Origin of the sequence: Legionella bozemanae, from assembly GCF_001648595.1 — a bacterium.
Lineage (GTDB): Bacteria > Pseudomonadota > Gammaproteobacteria > Legionellales > Legionellaceae > Legionella > Legionella bozemanae.
This window is the reverse complement of sequence record NZ_LBAW01000014.1, coordinates 1-24,764: the sequence shown is the minus strand read 5'-3', so window position 1 is coordinate 24,764 and position 24,764 is coordinate 1. Positions and strand designations below refer to the sequence as shown.

The following is a 24,764-nucleotide window of genomic DNA, read 5'->3' as shown; positions in this document are numbered from 1 at the left end:
TAACCATTGACGGCGATTGGTAAATGGTTATAACTATATGAGCTAATACAGAGCTTGCAAAGCCCACCAATGAGGCTCTACGTTTAGTCCTACTTTTATAAACTAATTTAGCAAATCCTTAAGGTGATAGACTTTCAAACATGTGTTTACCAACATAATATTCAGCGTAGCATTTTTCCAAATTCGGTTTTAGATTTGTGTTTTCAATTCCTAACCGCTCTACTAAAGTCAAGGTGTGCCGTATATGAGCAGCTTTTGCTCGAGTAACGTAAAATGGCATGATACAATTAGCTTTCTGGGAATCTGAACTTTCTTCGAGCAAAGTTTTTTTGGTAAGCCCATCAATGTGTTTGCATTTCTTTTCTGCATCCGGCAGAAAGTTCTTTTCTTTTACAAGACAACGCATTACATGATAATAGGTATGTATTTGTTGATAAGTCAAATCAATATGAACTGCATTATCCTCATTATAAATATCCATAGTTGGATTTCGAGAAAGCAAAGGATTATGCATTTGTGCAAGCCCTTCTTTCTCTATAAGCTCATCTTGGACAGAGGCTTTTGTGCTTTTTTTATCTGCAAAACAATAAGAGAATATAAGAGCACTTGCAAATAAACCTCCAGCAATGCTCAGAAAAGAAAGTGCAGGTAAGATACCGACAAATGCAAGACATGTCCCAATAAGAATTTCCAATACAGGTATAGAGATCATCCAATTTTTTATAAGAAAATACATCCAAGGTCGAACTCCGTAAGTATACGGAAGTAAAAAAAGACTATAAACTAAGGTTCTACCCAGTGTATAAAGCCAAAAATTACGTGTTTTTCGTTTGGCATTATCCAGATCAGCCTCAATGTAAGTAAAAATTGTATCTGCAAAACCCGCATAATTTAAAAAATGGTCACAAAAACGATTTGGTCCCTGTTTGTCTTTTGGAGGGGTTATCTGAATAATATACCAATCATCCTTCCAAATCCCAAAAGCCGACACGGGATCATTTCCTTGTTTTTGCACAACAACTTCTGGTTTCTCAGTCAACTTATCCCAACAATCATACCTTCTTTTAAACCAGGAATCATGAAGTCCAGCAGGATTTAATGCGTCAACGCGTGAAAGCTTATACTTTCCTTTATCAATAGCGAGCAATAAGCTTAAAGATCCTCCCAAACTTACCCCACATACATGTATCTTATTTTTCTGTGAATTGAGCCATTCATGAATTCTTTTTCGTCCCATTCGATAAAGAGATTCACCAACTGTGGAAAACCCCTTAGAATCAGTATTAATTTGAGGTAAAAAACCTTGTCCTGCTGGATAGGTTGTTCCCATAAAAATTAAATGTGACTCTGCTTTCTCATTAAAAATTGGCTCAAGCCCATAAGCAAAAACACGATCTTTATCATGGATAAAATAGTTCTGCCATCCTGATCGTTCTGTTAATTCAATTGGCTTAACCTGATACTCGACTAGCTCCCAATGTCCATCAATACATTGAGGGATTTTTATGGATTCATAAGGAGTTAAATCGCTGTAAGGAAGTAAGGTTAAACAATTACTCAAGTAAAGATTAACTTGTTCTTGTTGTATGTCCGTTAATTTTTTCTCTTTAAGTTGTTCAAAAAGCTCTGAAAAACCTTGTTGGAAAGCAAAACGTAATTCTCTTAATAATTCATGATCACGTTGTACAAAAATAGCATGGGCTACTGTAGAAGTTAAAAAATCTGTCCACTGCTCCGTCCACCCCATCATTAAAAGCCGTACCGCATTCCGAGCAATAATTGGTGCCTGCTTCTCCGGCTCTACACCATCAATTGATTCAAATTTACGTTGTGGAAAAAAATTAAGATCTATTCCACCCTGAAAAGCAGCTTTTATAGGCACAATTTGCCTCCCAAAATAATTACAGTCTGTAATTACCTTATTCCGGAGCAAAAAATTTTGGGAACGCTCGAATTTAAATGCATATGGATATATTCAATACGAACGTTCTTAATAGAGGAATAAGCGCTTATTATAGTTTTTCCTGTTGCAAGGAAGTCACAATAGCCGGACGCTCTGCAGCAATGCTCATGAATTCTTCTATATGCTTATAAGGTGACAGATCCATTTTAAAATAATGAGTCCATCGTATTATGACGAATAAATAAGCATCTGGTAAGGTAAAGTCTTTACCCATCAAATAAGGCCCATTCGCAAGACGCTCATTAATATGTTTCAATCTGGTATTAATTACGGACGTAAAAATGTTTTTTGTTTCCTCATTAAGATTAGGATAGAAAAACATGCCTACTGTTTTATGTAATTCAGTAGCAACATAATTGAGCCATTCTAGAGTGTGGTATCTTCTTAAATCGCCTACTGACGGCAACAGCTTTTGACCGGGGGTGGTATCTGCTAAATATTGCAAAATCACCTGATTTTCAGTCAGCAAATCTCCATTATTAAGATGAAGTGCAGGAACTGCACCTTTTGGATTAATCAATAAATAATTTTTGTCTGAGCGTGTTTTTTTCGCTTGCAAATCAACTTCTTCATCTTGAAAATCAAGACCTAACTCATTAAGAACGATACGTACAGCTAACGAACACGCTGATTTGGTGTAATAAAGCTTCATATTCACTCCTTTGATTCATAGTTAATACCAAGAGGTATATATATTAAAAGAAAACTCAAAAACTACTTATAATATGCTTTTTGTACACGATTGAACACTGCTAAAATTAGCCCCTCTAACCAAACGTTCTATTCGCAATTTCTGCTGCAAGATCATCTTCTACTTCTGCAAGTAAATTCATAGTAGCCGATTGTCTTTTAATGAAAGGGAGAGAATCCCAGAAATATTCTTTTCTTAAAACATTTAATACTCGCTTATTATTCTTTTCCTCTTTCCAGGTATGGATGCTTCTTAGCAATTCATTAAGAGATAAACCCTTCTGCGGCCCCACAATATTTAAATACAATTCTTTCAATTTCAAAAACTTATCCTGAGTATACTGGGAATTAGGCTCAAGGAGTAACATATTTTCCATTCGTAAGTATAACTTTGTAATTACCTTTTCTTTTGCCTTGTCCGACTCATGAAAAGACCCTGGAGGAGGTGGAAGCACATAGAACGGTATATTTTCACTGGGATGGCCATATTCCAATACCGTTTCATAAGGTAAATTCATTAAAAAACTAGATGAAACCAAAGAAGAAATTGGCGCATGTTGGACTTCTTCAATGAGTGCAATTGCTGAATGCCTGCATGTATTACCTACATTCAACTCCAGAAGATTCGTATTTAGTTTCTTTACATTTACTGGGGGTAATTTTTTTTCACTGGTAAGCGTCAACGTGACTTCATCTCTCCCAATTGCAAAGGAATCAGCGGCTGAATCAGGTTTATAACATTTATATGCATCATGACGTCGCAATGATTCTAATATTCTCACAAATTCTATATATTGCTCATAGGAAATATCATAAGCTTGGTAAGTAATTGGAACATCGCCTCTTTTTTTTCGCGAAACGCCTTCATTTTTTAAAAATGCTTTACTAGCAAAAAAAAGAGCATTGCAAAGAAATTGCAATTTAGCGGGATAATTCACTTCCCCATTCTCATCGGCTTCAAAATCGGCAACTTTACCAACGCGACAAAGTACATGCCGGAATTTATTTTGATCATATACTCCCAACATAATAAAAGAATGTCCCTTTTTTTTATTAATTGAAATAAAAAAATGATCCGTTTTTTTATTAACATTCAGGGATTCAGGTGGTTGATAGTCAGACTCAGGTAATTGATTCTTACTTTGCATGTCTATTAATGGTCCAAATTGTCGAATTATATCACGCGAATTATATCTGTACTACAATTTGATGAGGTTAATTTCATTGTAATTTTTTTGAAGAGCTTGAATAAAAGCCCTTCAAAAAAGGAAGAAGGATAAAGACAGAATCACGAGATACACTGCAATTCAGGATGGTTTTTCAAAATCACTTTGTACAAATTTTGGTTCGCCTCCATGATCTCATCGCCTAATTTAGAATCCGGATTCCCTTCTCCTCCTTTGCTATTTAAAGCAACCACTGTAGTAACATTATTGCAAGGTTGCCAAAAATACATCACGCGAAATCCTAAAGTGCTTCCTTTATAAACCCAAAAACTTTGCTTGAGATCTTTATCATAAAGATACCCTACGCCCAATCCAAATCCGTAAGGATCATCTTCAGTCACTTGAAGAATTGGCTTTCCTGTTTTCATAGATACAACAGATTCTAATTCAGCTAAAATTCGCTCTCTAAAAATGGGCTTAATTAAAGTTCCATGATAGAGCAATTGCACCCAATGCACTACATCTTCCGGCGTGGCAACAATTGCCCCAGCAGCGCCGGCCCAAGATAAGTCATTGGTGAGTGTATCAATTAGTTTATTTTTTTTCTCATCATATAAATACCCATGTACCCTGCGATTTTCAATTGCTTTTTCTACAGATTGACCATCGGGTCCGGCAGGATAAAATGAATCATTTAATCCATTTTTTGAATTAATAATTCGCAATTTTAATTGGTTTTCAAAAGTATCGTTGGTAATTTTTTCGATTATCAAAGCAGCAAGAATATAATTGGAATTAGAGTATTCAAAAAGATTTCCTTTTCTCTTTTTAAGTGGTTTTTCAGGGTGAGCATATTTAAGCAGTTCCTCATCCGTCCAAATTTTATCTAAATGTGATTCCATTTCTTTGGAGAATTCATCATCTTCAGAATAATTTGGTATACCACTTGTCATATTCAATAATTGTCTTAAAGTGACATTTTTCCAATTAGGATATTGCGGTAACCATTTACCTAAGGGATCGTCTAGAGTCAATTTATCTTCAGTCTGCAATTGCAAAAGAATTAATGCAGTAAAGGATTTGGTAATGCTGCCAATATCAAACAAATTATTTGAGGTAATAGGTTGGGATAAAGGAGGATACCCCATGGTACCGTGCGCCACTGTCTTGATTTCCTTTTTATAATTCATTTGATTCTGAGGAATCAAGACAGAAGCGGCAATAGCAGTAAATCTCTCCTTTTTACTGTACTTTTTATAATAAGCCTCAATCTCTTTTTGTAATTGATTGGTGAGTTCGGAAGAAACCTCAGAACCAGCATAAAGTATTGGCGAAGCCAAAAAAGCGCTTAAGACAAATCCCAAGAATTGCGATTTTAATTTCATAAGGTCTCATCCTTTTTTTCATAAAAGTGTTTGTCGATTCAACAGTACATGATATAGCGACACCTCTAAGTTCTTTACATCGTTGCAAGCTTGTTCGGCTCGGTCATGTACTTGAGTACGCTTCTTCACCTCACTTTACTTGCGCCTTGTCCAGAACTTAGCGGATGACACTATACTTTTCGAATATACAGAGTCTACAGGTCACACATGCGTCAACCTGCAGTCCTTGAGGGTACTTATCAATTACTTGCTTGAGCTCTGATTTTCAATTGTTCCAAGGCATTTTGAAGGCGAGTTAAGACCCTTTCCCTTCCTAATAAAGTCAATGTCATATCGATAGGCGGCGACATACCAGAACCTGTTACCGCTACTCGTAATGGTTGTGCTATTTTTCCCATGTTAATATCAAATTGCGCGCTCACATCATTAATGCATTCTTGCAACGGATCTTTTTCCCAGGATTTTACCGCTTGTAAACGTTCATAAAGTGCAGTCAATGGCTCTAAAATAACAGGACGTAAATGTTTTTTTACTGCAGCTTCATCGTATTCAATCGAATCAGTAAAAAAGTACAGGCTCATTTGGCACATTTCAGTCAAAGTTTTACATCGCTCAGCTTGAATGGCAACTAAATCAGTTAATTCTGGTCCTTTGGAGAGATCAATACCTGCCTGTTCAAAGTGCCAACGCAAGGATTCAGCCACTTCCTCGACTGGATCATTTTTTTGATAATGTTGATTTAACCAATACAATTTCTCATAGTTAAAACTTGAAACCCCTCGACTTACATTCTTTAAATCAAAGCATTCAATCATCTCCTTGATACTAAAGATCTCTTGATCGCCATGAGACCACCCTAAGCGTACTAAATAATTTAACAAAGCGTGAGGGAGAACACCTAACTCTTTAAATTGTAATACACTCACTGCACCGTGTCTTTTTGACAAACGCTTACCATCTTCTCCTAAGATCATAGGTAAATGAGCAAATACTGGAATGGGAGCCTTAAGTGCTTGAAACAGATTAATTTGTCTTGGCGTATTATTGATGTGATCATCACCACGAATTATATGAGTGATTTTCATATCGATATCGTCAATAACCACAGCAAAATTATAGGTCGGATGACCATCAGAGCGCACCAAAATCAAATCATCCAGCTCGCTATTTGCCACATGGATTTCTCCATATACTTCATCATGAAACGTTACAGTTCCTCGTTCAGGATTTTTAAAACGAATCACAAATGGCTTATCGGATATAGGTAAATTTCTATCTCGGCAGTAGCCATCGTAGCGTGGCTTTTCTTTAGCAGCTAATTGTTCCGTTCGTAATGCTTCCAGACGCTCTTTACTGCATTCACAACGATAAGCCTTACCCTCATCTAAAAATTGCTGTGCCACCTGCTTGTATCGCTCATAACGCTCGGTTTGATAAAATGGGCCTTCGTCATAATCCATGCCGAGCCAAGCCATGCCATCCAGAATAGCTCGTACCGATTCTTTGGTTGAACGTTCCTGATCAGTATCCTCTATGCGTAAGATAAATTCACCATGATGGTGTTTTGCATAAAGCCATGAAAATAAAGCAGTTCTTACTCCACCTACATGTAAAAATCCGGTTGGGCTTGGTGCAAATCGGGTTCTAACTGTCATAATATCTTCCACATTGTAAGGAATAAAATAATCGGGCTATAATAACTGACTTTGCAGCCTGGGTGAAGCAAGACATTTGAATATTTAGACTGCTTCAAAAACTCACTACTAAAGAAGAGAAATACGAAGAGACATAAAGGCAGAACTGTGTGTACGCGCAATGAAGCAGCTCTTCTCTGAAGGTTAGAGTTTCCAGAGAAATCTATTGTACAAATCATACCAGGTTACACAGGGCTGCACACGGGCTAAAATAAAAGTATTATCCGAACTACTTGGTGAGTTATTTTGAAAAGCATTGGTATTAAGTATCAACTGAGAATTACTACCCTAATCCCAGCCTTTTTAGTCGCCCTGCTTCTTGCTATTTTTTATAATGGACTATTTGGTAATGACTTAAAACAACATATGTCACGTCTGGGAGAAGCTTATATCCGTCAATTGCTCCCTGCAGCTCAATACGCCATGCTTCGACGTGATGATCGTACTCTGCAAGGTTTAATCAATGCCTCTACAATTAACCCGGAAGTAATAGCCCTTGCCTTTTACAGTAGTGATGGGCAATTGCTAGCTTATCGTGGAGGAAAACATTCCCTGAATAAGCCATTTAATCCACCTAAATTTACAGGGGATTATATTGAAAGTAAGCAAATTAATCCTTTCACTATTAATTTTATCGCACCAGTTACCATTCCTAAATTTAATCTTTACTCTAATTCCCCCTTCAAGAACCTCCTAAGTCCTATGGCTACTCGTGCAGACGATATTTTAGGTTGGTTATCCATTGATATTGATACGCGCTCGATGATAATAAAGCGCTATCAAATGCTCATAGTAACGATTTTCATTACTCTATTTGGCTTGCTTATGGGATTAACCATCCACTATTTTCTCTCCAAGCGTATTTATTTACCTATTTCTCGTTTACGTAGAAGCATGAAACAAATTTTGCGAAATGAATTCGAAACAGAAATAAAAACAACCAGCCCCGGTGAACTAGGTATTATTGAGCAAGGTTGTGCCCATTTGCAAAAAAAATACCTCGACACAATTCGTGATTTGAATCAACATATTGAAGTAGCCACCGAGGATTTGCAGCAAAGCCTTGAGCTGTTAGAAGAAAAAAATATCGAGCTGTCACTCGAAAAGAAAAAAATAGAAGAAAAAAGTCGACAAAAATCAGAATTTATTGCCAATATGAGCCATGAAATCCGTACCCCGATGAACGGAGTAATTGGTTTCACTAATGTATTACTGGAAAGTAAACTTGATCCATTGCAATTGGATTATGTAAAAACGATAAAAACTTCTGCACAAGATTTATTAGGAATAATTAACGACATTCTCGATTTTTCCAAAATCGATGCTGGAAAACTTCATCTTGATTGCATCCCATTAAATATTCGTCATTGTATTGATGAAGTCCTTACACTGGCCGCACCGAATGCACATAAAAAAGGAATTGATTTAATCCCCATAACTGACATTAATGTGCCTAAAATTGTTTTGGGAGATCCTTTCAGAATAAAACAATTTATCACCAACTTGGTGACTAATGCCGTTAAGTTTACAGATCATGGTTATGTGTTGGTTCGCACGAAAGTAGAACAGGAAACAGATAAAGATTACACCCTATGCATCACAATTACTGATACCGGTTTGGGGATTTCCACCGAAGATCAAAGTAAATTGTTCACAGCATTTAACCAAGCGGATACAAGCATTACACGACGTTATGGTGGTTCGGGCCTTGGTTTAGTTATTTGCAAAAAACTCTGTGAAGAAATGCATGGTCGGATTACATTTACTAGTGAACTCAATAAAGGCTCCAGCTTTACTGCTCATGTGAAAGTCGAAAAGCTGGTTGCTTATGAAATAGAAAAAAACCAAATACACCCTTTTGCCCATTTCAAAATGCTGTGTTTTGACGATAATTCGCTACACTTAGAAGCTCTTTGCAATGGCTTGGGTTATTGGGGAATACAATGCGTCTCGGTAAACTCATTGAACCACCTTGAAAAAGCCCTAGAGAATAACAAAGATTGCAAAATTGCTTTTCTTAATATTAATAAAGGCTATGAGCAAAAAATCGCTAAAATTATCTCAGAACATAATTATTTTCCTTATGTATTGATTTCCAAATGGCTTATTAATGATTACACTGCACTTGGTGGTCAAGGCTTTTTATATAAACCAATTAGCATTCAAAAACTCCAAGATGTTATTGAATCGCTTACCAGCCTGGAAAATATTGAAAAATCGGTCAATCATGAATTGGATAGCTTAAGGGAACAATTACGTTTTATGCATCCAGATTTGCTTATTGCCGAAGACAATCCCGTTAATAAAATGCTTTTGAACTCTTTATTAGGAACCCATGCAAACATGACTTCAGTTGATGATGGCGAGATGGCTGTATCTGCGTGTCATGACAAAAAATATGACTTGATTTTACTTGATTTACAAATGCCGAAAATAAATGGTTTAGAAGCAGCGCGACTCATCCGTCAAGAATCACAACTGAACCGCCATACCCCCATAGTTTTAATTAGCGCAAATGGCAGTGATGTGAATAGTATTGATCTGAAAAAAGCAGGTGTGGACTATTGCTTACAAAAACCTATAGATGAAAAACAATTACTCACACAAATTCTTCGTATTACAGATAAAGCAAAACATGCTGCGATCGATTGGCAATTATGTATACAAAAAGTGTCAGGAAATCAAGCACTTGCAGAAGAGTTTCTTGCACGATTTGTTGAAGAGCTACATAAAAATCGTGAAGAATTCATCCAATTAATGCATGATAAAAACATTAAAAAACTAGGAGAGGCAGCACATAAACTTCATGGGGCATGTTGTTTTTCCGGTGTACCCACGTTACAGAAAAAAGTAGTTCATGTAGAAAAATTGGCGGTACATGCTGCTTCAATTGAAGAATTGGCTACCCCTTTTGCAGAATTAATTCAAAGTATTGATGCAGTAATTAATGAGTATGAAAACCAAAAAATAAGAATTTAGTGATTACCTATCTTTTTTTGCACCCTTTGCAAGAGATTTACGGAGATGAGTAGCCACTTTTTAACCAGGAGAAAGAATGACTATAAAAAATGCGATATATGCTCAATCAGGTGGGGTAACCGCTGTAATTAATGCTTCAGCTTGTGCCGTGCTTCAAACTGCCAAGTTATATCCGCAATACATTGGCAAAGTATATGCAGCTAAAAATGGAATTATTGGTGCTTTAAATGAAGAACTTATTGATACATCGCTTGAAAGTGATGCGGATATTGCCAAATTACTGCAAACGCCTTCTGGAGCATTTGGTTCATGCCGGTACAAACTCAAAAATGATGGTGAAGAATACGAGCGTCTGATTGAGGTGTTTAAAGCACATAATATAGGTTATTTTTTCTATAATGGTGGTGGTGATTCTCAAGATACAGCACATAAGGTATCGCAACTAGGTGCTAAAATGGGTTACCCAATTACATGTATTGGAATACCCAAAACAGTAGATAATGATTTACCCTTTACAGATGCCTGCCCCGGATTCGGTTCAGTGGCTAAATATGTAGCTATTTCAACCAAAGAAGCAGGTTTTGATGTCGCTTCTATGGCTGCATCATCGACAAAAGTCTTTATCCTTGAAGTAATGGGTCGCCATGCAGGATGGATTGCAGCAGCAAGCGGCTTAGCCAGCCAACAACCGGAGGACCCCCCCCATATTATTTTATTGCCTGAAGTCCCTTTTCAACAAACAAAGCTCCTGAGTAAAGTGGATGAATGCGTTAAGACTTATGGTTATTGCGTTGTTGTGGTTTCGGAGGGTATTCGCACTACAGAAGGTAAATTTTTAAGTGAAGCAGGGATTCGTGATGCATTTGGTCATGCCCAATTGGGTGGTGTTGCGCCAATTATTGCGCAGCTAATTAAAACCGAACTGAATTATAAATACCATTGGGCAGTCGCAGATTATTTACAACGTGCTGCTCGCCATATCGCCTCAAGAGTAGATCTGGAGCAAGCTTATGCTTTGGGTAAGGCTGCTGTAGAATATGCCATAAAAGGCCATAATGCCATCATGCCTATTATCATTCGTGAACAAGATGAGCCCTACCAATGGTCTATTGGACATGTCCCACTAGCCGATGTAGCCAATCAGGAAAAGGCCATGCCTGCAGAATACATCGCTGCAGATGGAATGAGTATTACTGCTGCCTGCAGACAATATTTATTGCCTTTGATTCAAGGAGAAGCCTATCCTGATTATATGAATGGATTACCTGATTATGTTCGTTTAAAAAATCAACTTGTACCCAAAGTACTTAAATAGATCGTCATCATTGCAGCTGGGTGAGCGTAGAGAACCTCACCTGGCTGTACTCTAGAATTTCTTAAAAGTAACTCTCTTACGATTAAAACACGCAAACATTTAGGAAAAAACTGCTGATTGAACATAGGGTTAATCCATTTACACATTAGGCAACCCTTCTATACATCTGCTACAATGTTACAAAGGAAAAGAGGACAAGGATTTCAAGACTTCCTTTTCTAGCCATGGCAGGTTACATCATTGTTTTGGCCTACTTGAGTTGTAATTTTTTTTGATAAATGGCATTTTATTTGCGTATTTATCGCTGTCCAATCATTAGGAGCAAATGATGAAAGAGAAAGGGTTTACTTTAATTGAATTAATGATTGTGGTAGCAATCGTTGGTATTCTTGCCGCAATTGCTATCCCAGCTTATCAGGATTATGTAGTAAGAGCACGTGTCACAGAAGGATTAAGTCTTGCTTCTTCAGCACAGACTACGATTTCTGAAAATGCTACAACTGGCGCTAACGATTTAAGCTTAGGTTGGTCTCAGCCACCAGCAACCGCTAACGTTCAAAGTGTTGTTGTTGCACCAGCTAATGGTGTAATCACTATCACATACACAGCTCTAGCAAACAACGTTGTCTTAACCTTAACTCCATCAGCTAATGGAACCCCCCTTGCTGCGGGCACACCACCCACTGCACCAATTACCTGGACTTGTGCTGTAAATAATGCCGCTGATAATCGATATGTTCCTGCAAACTGCAGAATTTAATCAGCTCTTTTTAAAAGCCGCTCCAAGGCGGCTTTTTTATTATGAATTTTAAATTAATAAGAGTTAAATATGTCACGTAAAAATCGCATTGAAAAATTGGTAAGTCAAGAATTAGTCCCTGTTTATCTAAATGTCGAAGATGAGTCAGCCAATCATCATGTTCCTGAAGGGGCACAAACTCATTTTAAAATTACCGTGGTCTCTTCACGATTTATTGATTTATCGCGAATTGCGCGGCATAGATTGTTAAACCAGCTGCTCAAAGAAGAATTTGAACTTGGATTACACGCCTTAAGCATGCACTTGTTTACTCCAGACGAGTGGAACGATAGAAACAAAACTGTTTTGCAATCTTCTGTGTGTAAAGGCGGTTTTAATAAAGAAAAAAGAGATACATAACTTTGTCTAAGTAAAGTAAACTCGGTTTAGTTAATGTAAAAGGATTAAAATGAAGTTAGAAACGTACAAAGCAAAATTTGTCGAATTTACAGAACAAGCGATGAAACTCAGTAGCAACTACAAATCAAAAGTTGATTTACAAAAAAAGATAACAAGCCTCAGTGGTGAAGCAGTTCAATTTTACCAAACGAATAGTGATTATAAAAAATCTGATTATCAATTAAGAATAGAAATTTTTCTCAACTTTGATAATGTTTTAAAATCTGTAAAAAAAGATTTTTTCTCTCAATCACCGGAGAGAAAAAGAAAATCCTTCTTTACAAATCAGAAACAAATAAAATACTCTGATTCTTGTGACACTGCACCTCTTTTAGATAACTCAGTAACACCTTGATTTTAGAAGATTATTAACAGGTTTTTAGCTCCAGGCTCAATCCAGGCCGTCAAAATCTATCATACTGCAGAAAAATAGGCTATTGTTGGTAAGGGCGAAAATATAATTCTTGTTCTGCAGTAACTTTTTTACATAAATGCAACAAAGTTAACACTTGTGATAAAATAAATAGTAACGCCCGTCGCCAACTTCCTATATAATGCCTGGCATTTTTAATAAGTCTATTTAATTAATGAACAATTGGTCTTCTGAAAAAATCTCTGTATTTGCCTTGGTTTTATTGATTACAGGTGCAATTGACAGCATTAGGAATTTACCGGGAACTGCTCTATTCGGCTCTTCATTAATTTTTTTCTTTATCTTTTCTGCAATTGTTTTTTTAATCCCTGTAGCTTTGGTATCAGCAGAGCTATCATCAACTTGGTCTGATGAAGAAGGTGGAATTTATAGCTGGGTAAAGCATGCATATGGTGAAAATTTAGCCTTTTTTACTATCTGGCTGCAATGGATCAATACTTTAGTTTGGTATCCAACTATCCTATCTTTTATTGCGGGAGTCTTAGCTTACTTAATCAATCCCGAACTCGCCCAAAATAAGTATTATTTGATTGCTGTAATTCTAGTGATATTTTGGTCATTAACTCTAATCGCTTTATCTGGCTTACGTGCCTCAGCGTATTTTGCCGGTCTATGCGCCATATTAGGAATGATACTTCCTATGGGATTTATTATTTTTCTTGCACTAATTTGGGTCATTAAAGGGAATCCTATAGCAATTGATTTGAGCGTGTCGCATTTACTGCCACACTGGAAAGACAGCCAGTCATGGGTATCACTCACCGCAATCATGACTTCATTTCTAGGCATGGAGCTCGCGGCAGTACATGTCCGCAATGTGCATAACCCGCAAGTCAATTTTCCTCGGGCAATGTTTTTTTCCGTGCTGCTTATTTTAACCACGATGATTTTTGGTTCTCTAGCTATAGCTTTTGTTCTGCCAAAAGAGAAAATCAGTCTCATTGATGGGGTACTCCAAGCCTTTACTAACTTTTTCCATGCATATAACTTAGAGTGGCTCTTACCTGTCCTTATTGCATTACTCTTATTGGGAAGTTTAGGGAGTATGATCAACTGGATCATCTCACCTGCAAAAGGTCTGCTCATGGCGGCCAATCATAACTTTTTACCCAAGTTTATGTGTCAATTAAACAAACGTGGCGTTGCTTCACGAATTTTAATCACCCAAGCAATTTTAGTGACGCTTCTATGCAGTGGATTTCTCTTGTTTCCTAGCGTGAATGCTATCTATTGGTTATTTACTGACTTAAGTACAGAACTCTACATCATGATGTATGTCTTGATGTTTATTGCAGCCTGGAGATTAAAAAGCAAATACGCACATCTTAAGAGACCTTTTGCAATACCGGGGAAAAAAACCGGCTACTATTTAGTCTGTATCTTGGGCTTATGCGGATGTAGTATGACTTTAATTGTAGGCTTCATCCCACCCGTCGAATTTATGAATTTTGGTAGTGCCGGGCATTTTCGTCTGGTGTTTTCTATGGGAATCGTAATGATGCTAATTCCTGCATTTTTACTGTATTGGCGTAAAAAATACATCACAAAATCGTAATTTGTAGCCTTTGTAGCCTGGTGCAGTGCAGCGGGCTACAAAAAATAGACTAGGATACTCAATTACAACTTATCCTTTTCTTCTAATGAAATCACTCGAGCTTCATGTTCCAGCATCACCGGAATATCATCATGAACAGGAAATGCCAATCGGTCAAATTTACAAATAAGTTCTTGTTTTTTTATCAATAACTTCCCTTTACATAAAGGACATACCAATATTTCCAATAGCTTTTTATCCACAAAATTCTCCTATAATCCTAAGTCACTTTATTTCGTACATATACAGGTTGTGCTTCATCAGCTGTAACAGGCTTTTGCGCAGAAAACTGAACAAACTGAATCATAGCTGCTGCAGAAGGATATACGGTTAATTTATCATGTATTTGTGATTTAACTTCTGGAGTAAAATCATCCCAATATGAGTCTGTCCCTACTCCTGCAAGAATTACTGATTGTTTTTCAGGGAGGTTGAGTTCATGCACTGGTGTAACGTGTTCCTCTGCTGTCCATTGATTCTCAGCAAAATAAGCCCAATACATCTCATGCATCCGCGCATCCAATACGGCCAATACAGGTGAGTTGTGCATCTGCTTCTTCTGGCGAACTGACCAAGCAATAGCAACAAGACTACTCACTGGAATTAAAGGCAAATCATTGGCAAAGGCGAGGCCTTTTGCAATACTGCATGCAATTCGCAAACCGGTAAAACTTCCTGGTCCACGACCAAATACTATGGCATCCAGTTGACTCATTTGTAAATCAGCATTTACCATCAGCCTATCAACCATAGGTAAAATAAATTGGGCGTGCGTTTTTTGGTTACTTTGTTCTTCACAAAGTAACTCTTCTCCAGTAAGCAAAGCCAAACTGGCTCTTTCTGTAGATGTATCAATCGCTAACAGTTTCATAATCCAGCTCTAATTCTCTAATAAATTGAAGCACCTTATGCTCATCACGAGTTTTCGGTAACTGAGGCAAGCTGGCTAAGATACGTCCACCATAATCTCTACTGGTTAGACGGGGATCGGCGATCATTAAAACACCTTTATCCGTATTATCCCGAATTAAACGCCCTACTCCTTGCTTTAAAGCAATCACTGCCCCGGGTAAAGACAATTCATCAAAACCCGATAAACCTTTTTCTTTCAAATAAGCCATTCTACCGCGAATTACTGGGTCAACTGGACTGGAAAAAGGCAATTTATCAATAATAACACAAGAAAGAGCTTCCCCTTTAACATCCACCCCTTCCCAGAAAGTTGCAGTTCCCAATAAAACAGCATTGCCTAATTGCCTAAAACGCTCAAGTAAAATGGGTTTTGCCTCAGTTCCCTGAATCAACAAAGGATAGTTTAAAATACTGCCCATCATTTGAGCAACTTGTTTTAACGCTTTATGACTAGTAAATAGAAAAAAGCAGCGCCCTCCTAATGTTTCAATTAAAGGAATGGCTCGAGATACTAATGATTCATAATAAGTTGAATCTTTGGGATCAGGTAAACCTCTTGGTAAATACAGCAATGCTTGTTGCCGATAATCAAAAGGACTAGGCAATAATAAAGTTTTTGCCTCATACAATCCTAATGGCTTACAAAAACAATCAAAAGAGTCTGCTATAGTTAAGGTTGCAGAAGTAAAAACATAAGTACACTCTTGACGTTTGAGTAAATCACCGAATGTTTCAGCAACATCATACGGCGTAACATGAAAAACTAAAGTATGTTTAAAGCGCTCTAACCAACGTATTTTATGATTGTTTTCTTGAGTAAAGAATAATAAAACTCTGGCAAATTCCATCAATCGTTCTTTGCAGCGCACAAGTCCAGGAAATTCAGCAAGCGCTAATTCATGGAAACATGCCATGACTTCATCTTTTAATGTCAACCAATCACCCCAAACACGCATAAAGGATTTCTTATGCTTTATTTCTTCCCAACTAAATCGATCATCAACTTCAGGTAAACTACTTAATAGCTCATCCATCAATTTATCTGCTTTATGGCTTAAAGCTTTTAAAGGTTGATTTGCAAGGTCTACAGCAGGCCATTCTTTAATAAGATCATCCAATAAATCACGAAACTGACGCGTTCCGATTCGTTCACCATTAAAATGAGTTGCTATTTCAGCAAGTTGATGAGCCTCATCAAAAATAACTACATCAACGCCAGGTAATAATTCTCCAAATCCCTCTTCTTTCAACCGTGAGTCAGCAAAAAATAGATGATGATTAATGACGACTATATCAGCATCTAATGCACGTTTGCGAGCCTTGAGTAGAAAGCATGTTTCATGAGCAGGACATTCAGTACCCAGGCAATTATCTACTGTTGAGGTTACATAATGCCAAACTGGAGAATCTTCATTAAGTTCAGGCAACTCCGAACGATCACCATTTTTCATTTGCGACAATTTACTGCGTACGTGAGCTACTTCATGGGCGCATTGCGGACTTTGAAATTGCCCTTCTTCGGAATGTAATACAACACGATATTGGCAAATATAGTTGGATCTTCCTTTTAGATTTTGTATACGAGCAGATAATCCCAAAGCCCTGACTAAAGCAGGTAAGTCTTTTTGATAAAGTTGATCTTGTAACGTTTTGGTTGCTGTAGAAATTAAGGCTTTTTTTCCACTTAATAAACAAGGAAGTAAATAAGCAAAAGTCTTGCCAGTTCCTGTACCTGCTTCTGCAATTAAAATTGATTTTTCTTCAATTGCTTCAGCAATAGCCACGGCTAAATCGGACTGTGGCTTACGTGCCACAAACCCCGGAATAGCAGTGGAAAGCCGCCCTTTCTCACCAAGAATTCGCTGACATGATTCAGCTAGTGAAGTGATTTCTACCACTCTTTTTGTAAATATTGAAGTTTATCCTTAACCTCTTCCCAATCTTTGGCATCAGGGGGAGCATCTTTTTTTGCGGTAATATTAGGCCATGTTTTAGCAAGCTCGGCATTTAATTCTTTAAATTGCTGCTGCTCAGAAGTTAAATCATCCTCAGAAACAATCGCATTAACAGGACATTCCGGCTCACACAATGCACAATCGATACATTCTTCAGGGTGAATCACCAGAAAATTCGGCCCTTCATAAAAACAATCAACAGGACATACTTCAACACAATCAGTGTACTTACACTTAATACAACTTTCTGTTACTACAAAAGTCATGATAAACCTTTCTTACGCTGGGAAATAGTAAATATTAAATCATAAAACAGACCACTTAAGATAGTAATTTTCTTAGTAATTACATCATCTAAAACTGTCTTCTCATATTAAAACAACTTCGTGATCTTTGCTAAAAAAAATAAAATGATTCGAACGCTACAATTATTCACTTTTTATTCAAATACACTTCTTGAAAGATAAGTAGGTCTATGCTTTAATTTTACGCAATTTTTAAAATTACTGATGCGAGTGGTGTTTGAAATCTCACTAATGCTTTTGCTTCCCCAGCTTATCAAAGGAAATGAAATCTCAGCAGTGAAAATAATCGTCCACTTTTAACATGACATCGATGCCTATTTTCTGATTTTTGACGTTGGAGTAGTAAAGTACTATGGGATTAACAGTAAAACCTATTAACGCAAAGCACCGGAGGCTCATACGCCAAATACATGAATTTAATAAAATACCTGAAGAAGATACAGTCCAGCGTTTATTCTACTTACAGAAAATCAATTATCATATTAATTCAATACCTATATTTGAGGGAGAATTTAAATGGCTTGCAGCTAGAGGTCCTGAAAGTTGGCGAGCTCACCTGGAGATGCATGGAATAAATCCTGATGGTTCATTCCTTTTTAAAGGGATTCAGTTTGCAAAAGCTGTTGCCGCCCAAATACCAGCATCCCTCATATCCCCCGGATTGAAAGAGGAAGTAGAAGGAAAAAATATCTATGAACTAATGCAAGACCGAGATGCATTATTAAAAAGCGCAAGACCTTTTAGTGAAATAAAAGAACAATTTTTGGCTATAAGCGAACGTCTTAGTGTGTTGGCTGAAAAGGAGAGTATTCTAAAAAAGAATCTGGATGATCATGCTCAAATTCTAAGTTTGGCCAAAGAAAAAATCAGGGCAATTAAAGGTGAAAGTGATTTAAGTAGTTCTGACTATAAAACCGAAGTTCTAGGAGAAAAACAGGTCAATAATTTTAATTTTAAATTCAGAATGAAAGGGTGGAAGGAAGCGCTTGTTTTTCGAGTAGAAGACCGAAATGATTTGAGCTTTGAACAAGATCTTCACTCTTACCCAGTATCCAAATATTTCGCTAACGATGTTGCTTTATTTATGATGCAATTCAAAAGTGAAGACCACAAGGAAATTGAATTTAAACCTGTAGTTTTAAGTCAATTTGCCAATCAAGGAAGTCTATTAGATATTGCAAAAAAACTGAAAGGGCAACCACAACAAAAAATCGCGGCTATAACAAAATATTACTTCAATCAGATTAATGATTTTTGCCTCAAACTCAAAGAAGCAAATGCCTATCATCCTGATATTAAATTAAGTAATTTTTTGATGCATAACCATAAATTACTGATAAGTGACCGAAAAACGTTCGTACGTTCCCCAAAACCACTTGCCAGTACACTACGAAGTAGTCCCCGCTATGCTCCACCTCAATATCTTGCCTGTCTTGATGAAGCATGTGAGGATTACATACCTAAAGCGTATACTACTCAAATTGACATCGAGCAACTGATGTCTTACCAAATGGGCAAAGCGCTCAAGGAATTCCTCATCGTAACTCAACTGGGTGATATACCCGAAAAATCTGATGAGAAAAACAGAAGCGTACTCGCCCATTTTGAAAAGCCAAATCGTGCTATTATTAACTTGTCCATACTTGTTGAAGAGCTCACACGGTATGAGGAAGGGAAAAGGCTTACAATAGAACAGTTCAAGAGATTACTTCCCTTTTTCAATCATAATATCGATGATTTCTATAAACAGCTTGAAAAGGAATTACCTGCAAAAAATTTAGGGATTGAACACGAATTAAATGAAATTGATCAACTCTTACATAACAATAAGCTCAAAAGTATAAACTTTCTGGAGCAAGCAAACATAGTTTTTGCTACCATTTCAGAACAAAACCCGAAAGAACCTCGCTTCAATCGAGTAACTGAAAAGTTGGCGATAAAGTGTTATCAAGAATGTTCAAAAAGTTATTTTTCCCAAATTTCCCAGGATATTGAAGACGCACTTTTAACAAAAGACTGGGATTCTGCAAGTTGGTGGAGACAAATAATCCATACCCTATCTTTTGGTTTTTTCAGAGTAAAAAGAGTAACTACTGCGGATAATATAGACATTTCATTAAACTTTAATGATCCAGAATTCCGAACTCATTTTATTCAACTGGAGTTTTTACCTGCAACAATTCTGGATAATCTGGGCGCCAGTGAAGCAAATAATTTTAAAGATTATTTTCAAGCGCATTTGGAAGAGATAAGAGCTCTAAACGATACGAACTCAAATGGCGAAGAAGAAGTTGGTGTATTAGAAAAACAGAAAGACCCCACAGAAGAGGAAGCCAACATCCCTACTCCCAAAAAAAGTGCAGAAAAAAAGGATGAAGAACTCCTATCAACAGAAACGATAGTGGTTAAAAATAACAGTATTGAAAAATCAGATGAAGCAACATTTCCTACTAAAACATCTGCTGATGTAGAGCCACACGCTGATGAGGAATCATCTACTAAGCAACAAAAAACCGCTTCTCAAACTGATAAAAAACCAAAACATAAGAAAAGAACGTCCGTTGATCTTAAAGAAAACTACAGGTTTTTCGCAGAACTTGCCAAGGGCGCCAAAGATGATGATCCACAGATTAAGAAAAGATCAATACGTCGAGTCGGCAGTACACTCTTTAGAGGCGAGAAAAGCTCGCATTACCCTAGAGCTCAGGATATTTTTAGACAACCTTCAGTAGTCCAAGAAAAAGTCAGTAACCAGCAACATTTAACTACTGGGTTAATACAATAAATAATTGGCTTAGGGAAGAGCACCAACAACTCAAAATTATTTTTATCTTCAATTAAAAATAATCAAGGACTTTAAGTAGTTGTTGTTTCTTCTCTGGATTTACTAAATTTTTTCTTAAAACTGATATAATTATGCACTACGGAAGATTACTTATTTATATCAATGAAAAAATTTGTAATTTTTTTGTAAAAAAAATCAACATGATCAATTAATTAATACTCAAATATCTCTCATAGGCTAAATATATTAGTAGTGACTAAAAAAGAGTTTAAAATGAGCCGATTGAAAGATTTCGCTAATTTTGCCAATCGAATATATAAAAAATTGTCAAGAAGCGAAAAAGAAGCATCCCTGCCAAATTACATCATCTCAGAAACTGTTGTTTTATAAGCTGCACAAACCATTATTAAAATGAAAAGATTGTAATTTTATATAGTTTTCATCTGTACTCGCATTGATTATTATACGGAAATCCCTAATGTACTTTTTGACCAAAAGCATAAAAATTGTCTATATTTATAAACAGGTCAAATTGGTTTTATAAGGACATAACCAATGGAGCTGGAGCAAAAAAACAGGATTATTAAACGTTTTTTAAAAGAAAAAAGTGGAAATTCTGTTGCAGTGGAGCTGAAGGATGAGGATCTGGCGAGCTATGCTGATCTTGATAAATTATTAGATCATATTGATCTCCATAAAAATGGCTTATTTGACCTGGGAACTCTGGAAACAGATCCAGACCAGTGGCGGGAATTATGTGGCATTATTAAATACGCTTCTACTTTTGAAAAAGGAAGCTCTCCTCCTTTGCTTAAGAGTATTGATCTTGAAAAAGCAGAAGAAGGCATACGATATACTTTAAATGCACATGAAATTATTCGATTACCCAAAGATGATTACTATGAACGCCCGACCAATATTCCTCAAGATATTGATACTCAGTTAGATGATTTAATAATTAACAGCAGAACAAAACTGTATGCACTGACACAAACCTTTCCGGAAGCTATAGTTTTTGATGCATCCAATTCACTACAGGTTACTACGCAGATTCAACGTCTACAAGAAGAGATGGCACGAGTAGCTAATAGTGACTCGGAAAGGGAGAACGTAGAAAAAAGATTAAATATTTTATTGGATCTCAATAAAATCAATGAATTAAAACGAATCAATATCCCACAAGACAATGGATCAACTCTCGCCTATTGCATCTTACAAGAAAACGTAGGCGGGGTGACCGAAAAAATCTCATTAATCAGTCTGGAGAAGGTAAAAAAACAATTGCATTGCTTATGTAAGCGAGCAGAAGGCTTGAGTGTTGAGGCTTACCATGCTGAAAGAGAACATTATAAACTCAGTACGCAAGCCATTATTAAACTACCCAAACATGGCAATATTAAAGGAGTCCAGCATGAAGCTATGGCACTCAATATTTCCCGATTATTGGGATTAGATACAGCTGCTGCCACTACAATTTCCCATAATGGACATCCAGGGTTATTTATACCTTTTGAAGAAATACGCTTACTGAGTGAATTTTCTTTAGGGAAAACATTTTATGCATGGCTTGCAGGAAAAACCTATACCCATTATTCAACGATTAAACCTCTAGGTGAAGGAATACAAGCGGATTATTTTATCGAAGATTTTGGCAGAGCACTCGGTTTACTTTATCTATGTAGCGATACCGATGCAATTGGAGGCAATTGCCAAAACAAGGCCTTAAGAAATGCAAAATCACTTTTTATCTTTGACCAATCACTCATGGATACTGATAAATTTATTCTTGATTCACGAATATGCCTTATACCAGGTGACTTTCTTAGAAAGCATACTCGCCATGGCTTGGGACGCAATCGCACAATTATTGAAGATTCATCTATGTATTCTAAATTCGAAAGTATCATGCAATTGCGCTCTATTGGCGATAAAATTATCCAATATATCAATCACATTGCATGGCAACATCACCAACAAGCATCCCGAATTAAACGACAATTTAAAAAACCACTAAGTACAGAAAAACAAAGCCAATTAACTTCTGAGTTAAGTGATCTGATGGTTCTTGAAAAAGATGCAGAAGCACTGCAAACAAGAGTATTAGAGCGTCTTGAAGCAATTGATAACATACTTCCCCAAACGGCAGGCGATATCGATTCTTTCGGAATAAGGCAAGCGTTAATTTTTGAAAAACTCCTGCATAATCCCATATTATTTAGCGACGACGGCCGCGCCTTTAAATATCCTTGGACTCACAGACAGCAAAATAAAATTAAAAAAGTAGAGGATCTCGGCAATGACTTGATACAACTAACTTTTAGTGAGAAGGTTTCTGTAGCCATGCTTGATTTTATTAAACGACGTAGTGGAGCAGATTCAATCACCAACACTTCAGCCAAAAGTGTAACCCTAAGTAAAATACACTTTGCTGCATTACGAGAAGATACACTCCATCCTGAACATCAATTAGTTTTGAATCCCACTATGAACTATTTGGATCCCGCTGATTTGGGAGTAATCAAGGATGCTTATAATATGGGAAATAGAACCTATATTATGAGTACGATTGCAAGCTATTCTAAAAAGATGAAGTGCGATACAGCGTCTACTGATGAAAAATTGAAATGCATCATTGAAACCGAAGAGCGACTTAGAGAGCTTATTATTACAGCCCATGATAGAGGTTTTGGCATGCATGTCTTTAAAAAATTCTTTTTTGATGCACAACAACAATTACAAAAAATGATTTCGCCTTTGAAATTCCCGGTGAGGTTAAATGATGCTTTTACCGCTGCTTTAAAACTTGATAGAGTATCTGAATTTAATGCCGTAGTTCTGGAAGCAATAAAACACGATAAAATCACCGATCAACAATTCACCAACTTTCTTGATGAGTGCATACTCAAAGCAAGCGCAGCAACAAATTATCTGCAAGCACAAGAAAAAAGCCAAGAGCTATCCGGTATTGCAAAAAAGGTAATACATCAATTAGAAGCTCTTTCCACGTCTTGGAGTCAATTTCTTGCAACAAGTATGCGCCCAAAAAGATTGAATCAAACCGAGCCAATAGTTATCACTGAAACAATACAAGGGAAGGAAGAAGATGAATGGGTAATAAAATCATCCCCTAATTCATCAATATTGGACAATGATACAAGAGGAACAAATAGGAATATCATGCAAGTCTAAGAGACTTGTTCACTAAATGCAGTTAATGGAGCTACTATGCCTATACATGAGAGACGTCAACATTTTCGGGTAGAAGATCATATCTATTTTAACTACCGAATTATGGAACCTGGAGAGCTGTGCCCTGATCGCGCAGTTGTGGATCAACTTTTAGGCAAAAATGGACAACGATATCTTGAGGCAGCACATTATTTTCAAGAAATTGATTATGAACTGGCTGAACTCACCCAAGTTATTGCCCTTAAAGAACCAACAATAGCCCATTATCTTAACCTTTTAAATGCAAAAATAGATTATTTGTCACGACAAATGCTGATGACGAATACCATTCAGCTGCGTAAAGTCAATATTAGTCTGGGTGGAATGGCATTTAAGACACCTGATCTTATTAAAGAAAAAACCCTGATAAAACTAGTAATCTATACTAAACCGAAAATGATTCCCATAATTGTGGAAGGCACTGTAGTCTACAGCCAATATCAAAGTGAGCATAATTACCGCACGGCAGTACAGTTTAACGGATTAACAAGTGAACAGGAGCAAATTCTTTCTCAACATATTTTATTGGCTCAGGCAAAACATCGTTCAGACTAAAAAATTTAAGTAATTTTAAGTACAAAATTGCCGAATAACACGTAAACTATACTCTGTTTATGATGTTGGAAATAAGAGGCAAAACATGACCAGAATAGTACATTGCTGTAAATTAAACCAAGATGCCGAAGGCTTATTAAAACCACCCTTCCCCGGAGCATTAGGAGAACGGATTTATAATGAAGTTTCGAAACAAGCCTGGAATATGTGGCTAAGCCATCAAACCATGCTCATCAATGAATACCGCCTGAATTTAATGGAAGCTAAAGCTCGCGAGTTTTTAAAAGAAGAAATGCAAAAATATTTTTTTGGTGAAGGCTCTGAAAAACCATCAGGCTACACTCCTGAATAAATCAAAAAAATAAGCCTTTGCAAAAAACTCAATAATACGCAATAGTCCCGCGTACAAAATTCTTTGGGAAGGTCATAAAATTTAAAAAGGTTTTATTGTTAAATATTGAATTTTTATGGCCCCTATGTACTGCACTTTATATTTGCATTTTTATAGCCTCCTACCTACCACGCTTTATGCGCGGTACCTACCGTCTTTAAAGTCAAGGATTATTGCTACATAGCTGGGCAATAATCCTTTGCTTGTGTAAGCACC

19 protein-coding genes are annotated in these 24,764 nt (G+C 36.8%); 10 read left to right on the top strand and 9 right to left on the bottom strand.

Features of this window, described 5'->3' with window-relative positions:
* Positions 1-118: 118 nt before the first annotated feature.
* From A8O27_RS11250 to gltX, 5 genes are all read right to left on the bottom strand, one after another.
* Positions 119-1,882 (bottom strand): hypothetical protein, encoded by a 1,764-nt coding sequence (locus tag A8O27_RS11250; protein ID WP_058458883.1) that lies wholly within the window; start codon positions 1,880-1,882, stop codon positions 119-121.
* Positions 1,883-2,012: 130 nt separating this feature from the next.
* Positions 2,013-2,615 carry a glutathione transferase GstA gene (gstA, locus tag A8O27_RS11245; protein WP_058458884.1) on the bottom strand — a complete coding sequence of 201 codons (603 nt, stop codon included), beginning with the start codon at positions 2,613-2,615 and terminating at the stop codon, positions 2,013-2,015.
* A 115-nt stretch (positions 2,616-2,730) separates the two neighbouring features.
* Positions 2,731-3,801, bottom strand: coding sequence for a hypothetical protein (locus A8O27_RS11240; protein WP_058458885.1), 1,071 nt, complete (start codon positions 3,799-3,801; stop codon positions 2,731-2,733).
* 140 nt (positions 3,802-3,941) lie between these two features.
* Positions 3,942-5,204 carry a serine hydrolase domain-containing protein gene (locus A8O27_RS11235; protein WP_058458886.1) on the bottom strand — a complete coding sequence of 421 codons (1,263 nt, stop codon included), beginning with the start codon at positions 5,202-5,204 and terminating at the stop codon, positions 3,942-3,944.
* A gap of 239 nt (positions 5,205-5,443) precedes the next feature.
* Positions 5,444-6,859: a glutamate--tRNA ligase gene (gene gltX / locus A8O27_RS11230; protein WP_058458887.1), complete on the bottom strand. Its 1,416-nt coding sequence runs from the start codon at positions 6,857-6,859 to the stop codon at positions 5,444-5,446.
* Positions 6,860-7,141: 282 nt separating this feature from the next.
* On the opposite strand from gltX, the gene letS reads away from it, so the two are divergent.
* The 6 genes from letS (at position 7,142) to A8O27_RS11200 (ending at position 14,378) form a co-directional block, all read left to right on the top strand.
* Positions 7,142-9,877 carry a two-component system sensor histidine kinase LetS gene (gene letS, locus A8O27_RS11225; RefSeq protein ID WP_115684311.1) on the top strand — a complete coding sequence of 912 codons (2,736 nt, stop codon included), beginning with the start codon at positions 7,142-7,144 and terminating at the stop codon, positions 9,875-9,877.
* A 76-nt stretch (positions 9,878-9,953) separates the two neighbouring features.
* On the top strand, positions 9,954-11,192 hold the full coding sequence (locus tag A8O27_RS11220) for a 6-phosphofructokinase (RefSeq protein ID WP_058458889.1): 1,239 nt from the start codon (positions 9,954-9,956) through the stop codon (positions 11,190-11,192).
* 328 nt (positions 11,193-11,520) lie between these two features.
* Positions 11,521-11,952: a pilin gene (locus A8O27_RS11215; RefSeq protein ID WP_058458890.1), complete on the top strand. Its 432-nt coding sequence runs from the start codon at positions 11,521-11,523 to the stop codon at positions 11,950-11,952.
* Positions 11,953-12,021: 69 nt separating this feature from the next.
* Positions 12,022-12,351 carry a BolA family protein gene (locus A8O27_RS11210; protein ID WP_058458891.1) on the top strand — a complete coding sequence of 110 codons (330 nt, stop codon included), beginning with the start codon at positions 12,022-12,024 and terminating at the stop codon, positions 12,349-12,351.
* Positions 12,352-12,400: 49 nt separating this feature from the next.
* A complete protein-coding gene (locus A8O27_RS11205) occupies positions 12,401-12,745 on the top strand; it encodes a hypothetical protein (protein ID WP_058458892.1) in 345 nt (114 codons plus the stop codon).
* A 232-nt stretch (positions 12,746-12,977) separates the two neighbouring features.
* Positions 12,978-14,378 (top strand): APC family permease, encoded by a 1,401-nt coding sequence (locus A8O27_RS11200; RefSeq protein WP_058458893.1) that lies wholly within the window; start codon positions 12,978-12,980, stop codon positions 14,376-14,378.
* 62 nt (positions 14,379-14,440) lie between these two features.
* On the opposite strand, the gene A8O27_RS11195 is transcribed toward A8O27_RS11200, so the two are convergent.
* Genes A8O27_RS11195 through fdxA form a run of 4 tightly spaced genes read right to left on the bottom strand, consistent with a single transcriptional unit; the run spans position 14,441 to position 17,550 of the window.
* Positions 14,441-14,620 (bottom strand): Trm112 family protein, encoded by a 180-nt coding sequence (locus A8O27_RS11195; RefSeq protein WP_058458894.1) that lies wholly within the window; start codon positions 14,618-14,620, stop codon positions 14,441-14,443.
* Positions 14,621-14,637: 17 nt separating this feature from the next.
* A complete protein-coding gene (gene tsaB, locus A8O27_RS11190) occupies positions 14,638-15,288 on the bottom strand; it encodes a tRNA (adenosine(37)-N6)-threonylcarbamoyltransferase complex dimerization subunit type 1 TsaB (RefSeq protein WP_058458895.1) in 651 nt (216 codons plus the stop codon).
* Positions 15,269-17,227, bottom strand: a complete 1,959-nt coding sequence (yoaA, locus tag A8O27_RS11185; RefSeq protein ID WP_058458896.1) for a DNA repair helicase YoaA — start codon at positions 17,225-17,227, stop codon at positions 15,269-15,271. Before yoaA ends, tsaB begins: the two co-directional genes overlap by 20 nt.
* A complete protein-coding gene (fdxA, locus tag A8O27_RS11180) occupies positions 17,221-17,550 on the bottom strand; it encodes a ferredoxin FdxA (RefSeq protein ID WP_058458897.1) in 330 nt (109 codons plus the stop codon). The genes yoaA and fdxA overlap by 7 nt, the downstream gene beginning before the upstream one ends.
* Positions 17,551-17,941: 391 nt before the next feature.
* On the opposite strand from fdxA, the gene legK7 reads away from it, so the two are divergent.
* The 4 genes from legK7 to A8O27_RS11160 all read left to right on the top strand — a co-directional run bounded on the left by legK7 (position 17,942) and on the right by A8O27_RS11160 (position 24,509).
* Positions 17,942-20,374, top strand: a complete 2,433-nt coding sequence (gene legK7 / locus A8O27_RS11175) for a LegK7 family Dot/Icm T4SS effector kinase (protein ID WP_064115092.1) — start codon at positions 17,942-17,944, stop codon at positions 20,372-20,374.
* A 555-nt stretch (positions 20,375-20,929) separates the two neighbouring features.
* Positions 20,930-23,563 carry a hypothetical protein gene (locus tag A8O27_RS11170; protein ID WP_058458898.1) on the top strand — a complete coding sequence of 878 codons (2,634 nt, stop codon included), beginning with the start codon at positions 20,930-20,932 and terminating at the stop codon, positions 23,561-23,563.
* Positions 23,564-23,599: 36 nt separating this feature from the next.
* Complete coding sequence (locus tag A8O27_RS11165) at positions 23,600-24,157, top strand: PilZ domain-containing protein (RefSeq protein WP_058458899.1); 558 nt, start codon at positions 23,600-23,602, stop codon at positions 24,155-24,157.
* 85 nt (positions 24,158-24,242) lie between these two features.
* Positions 24,243-24,509, top strand: a complete 267-nt coding sequence (locus A8O27_RS11160; protein ID WP_058458900.1) for an oxidative damage protection protein — start codon at positions 24,243-24,245, stop codon at positions 24,507-24,509.
* Positions 24,510-24,764 lie beyond the last annotated feature (255 nt).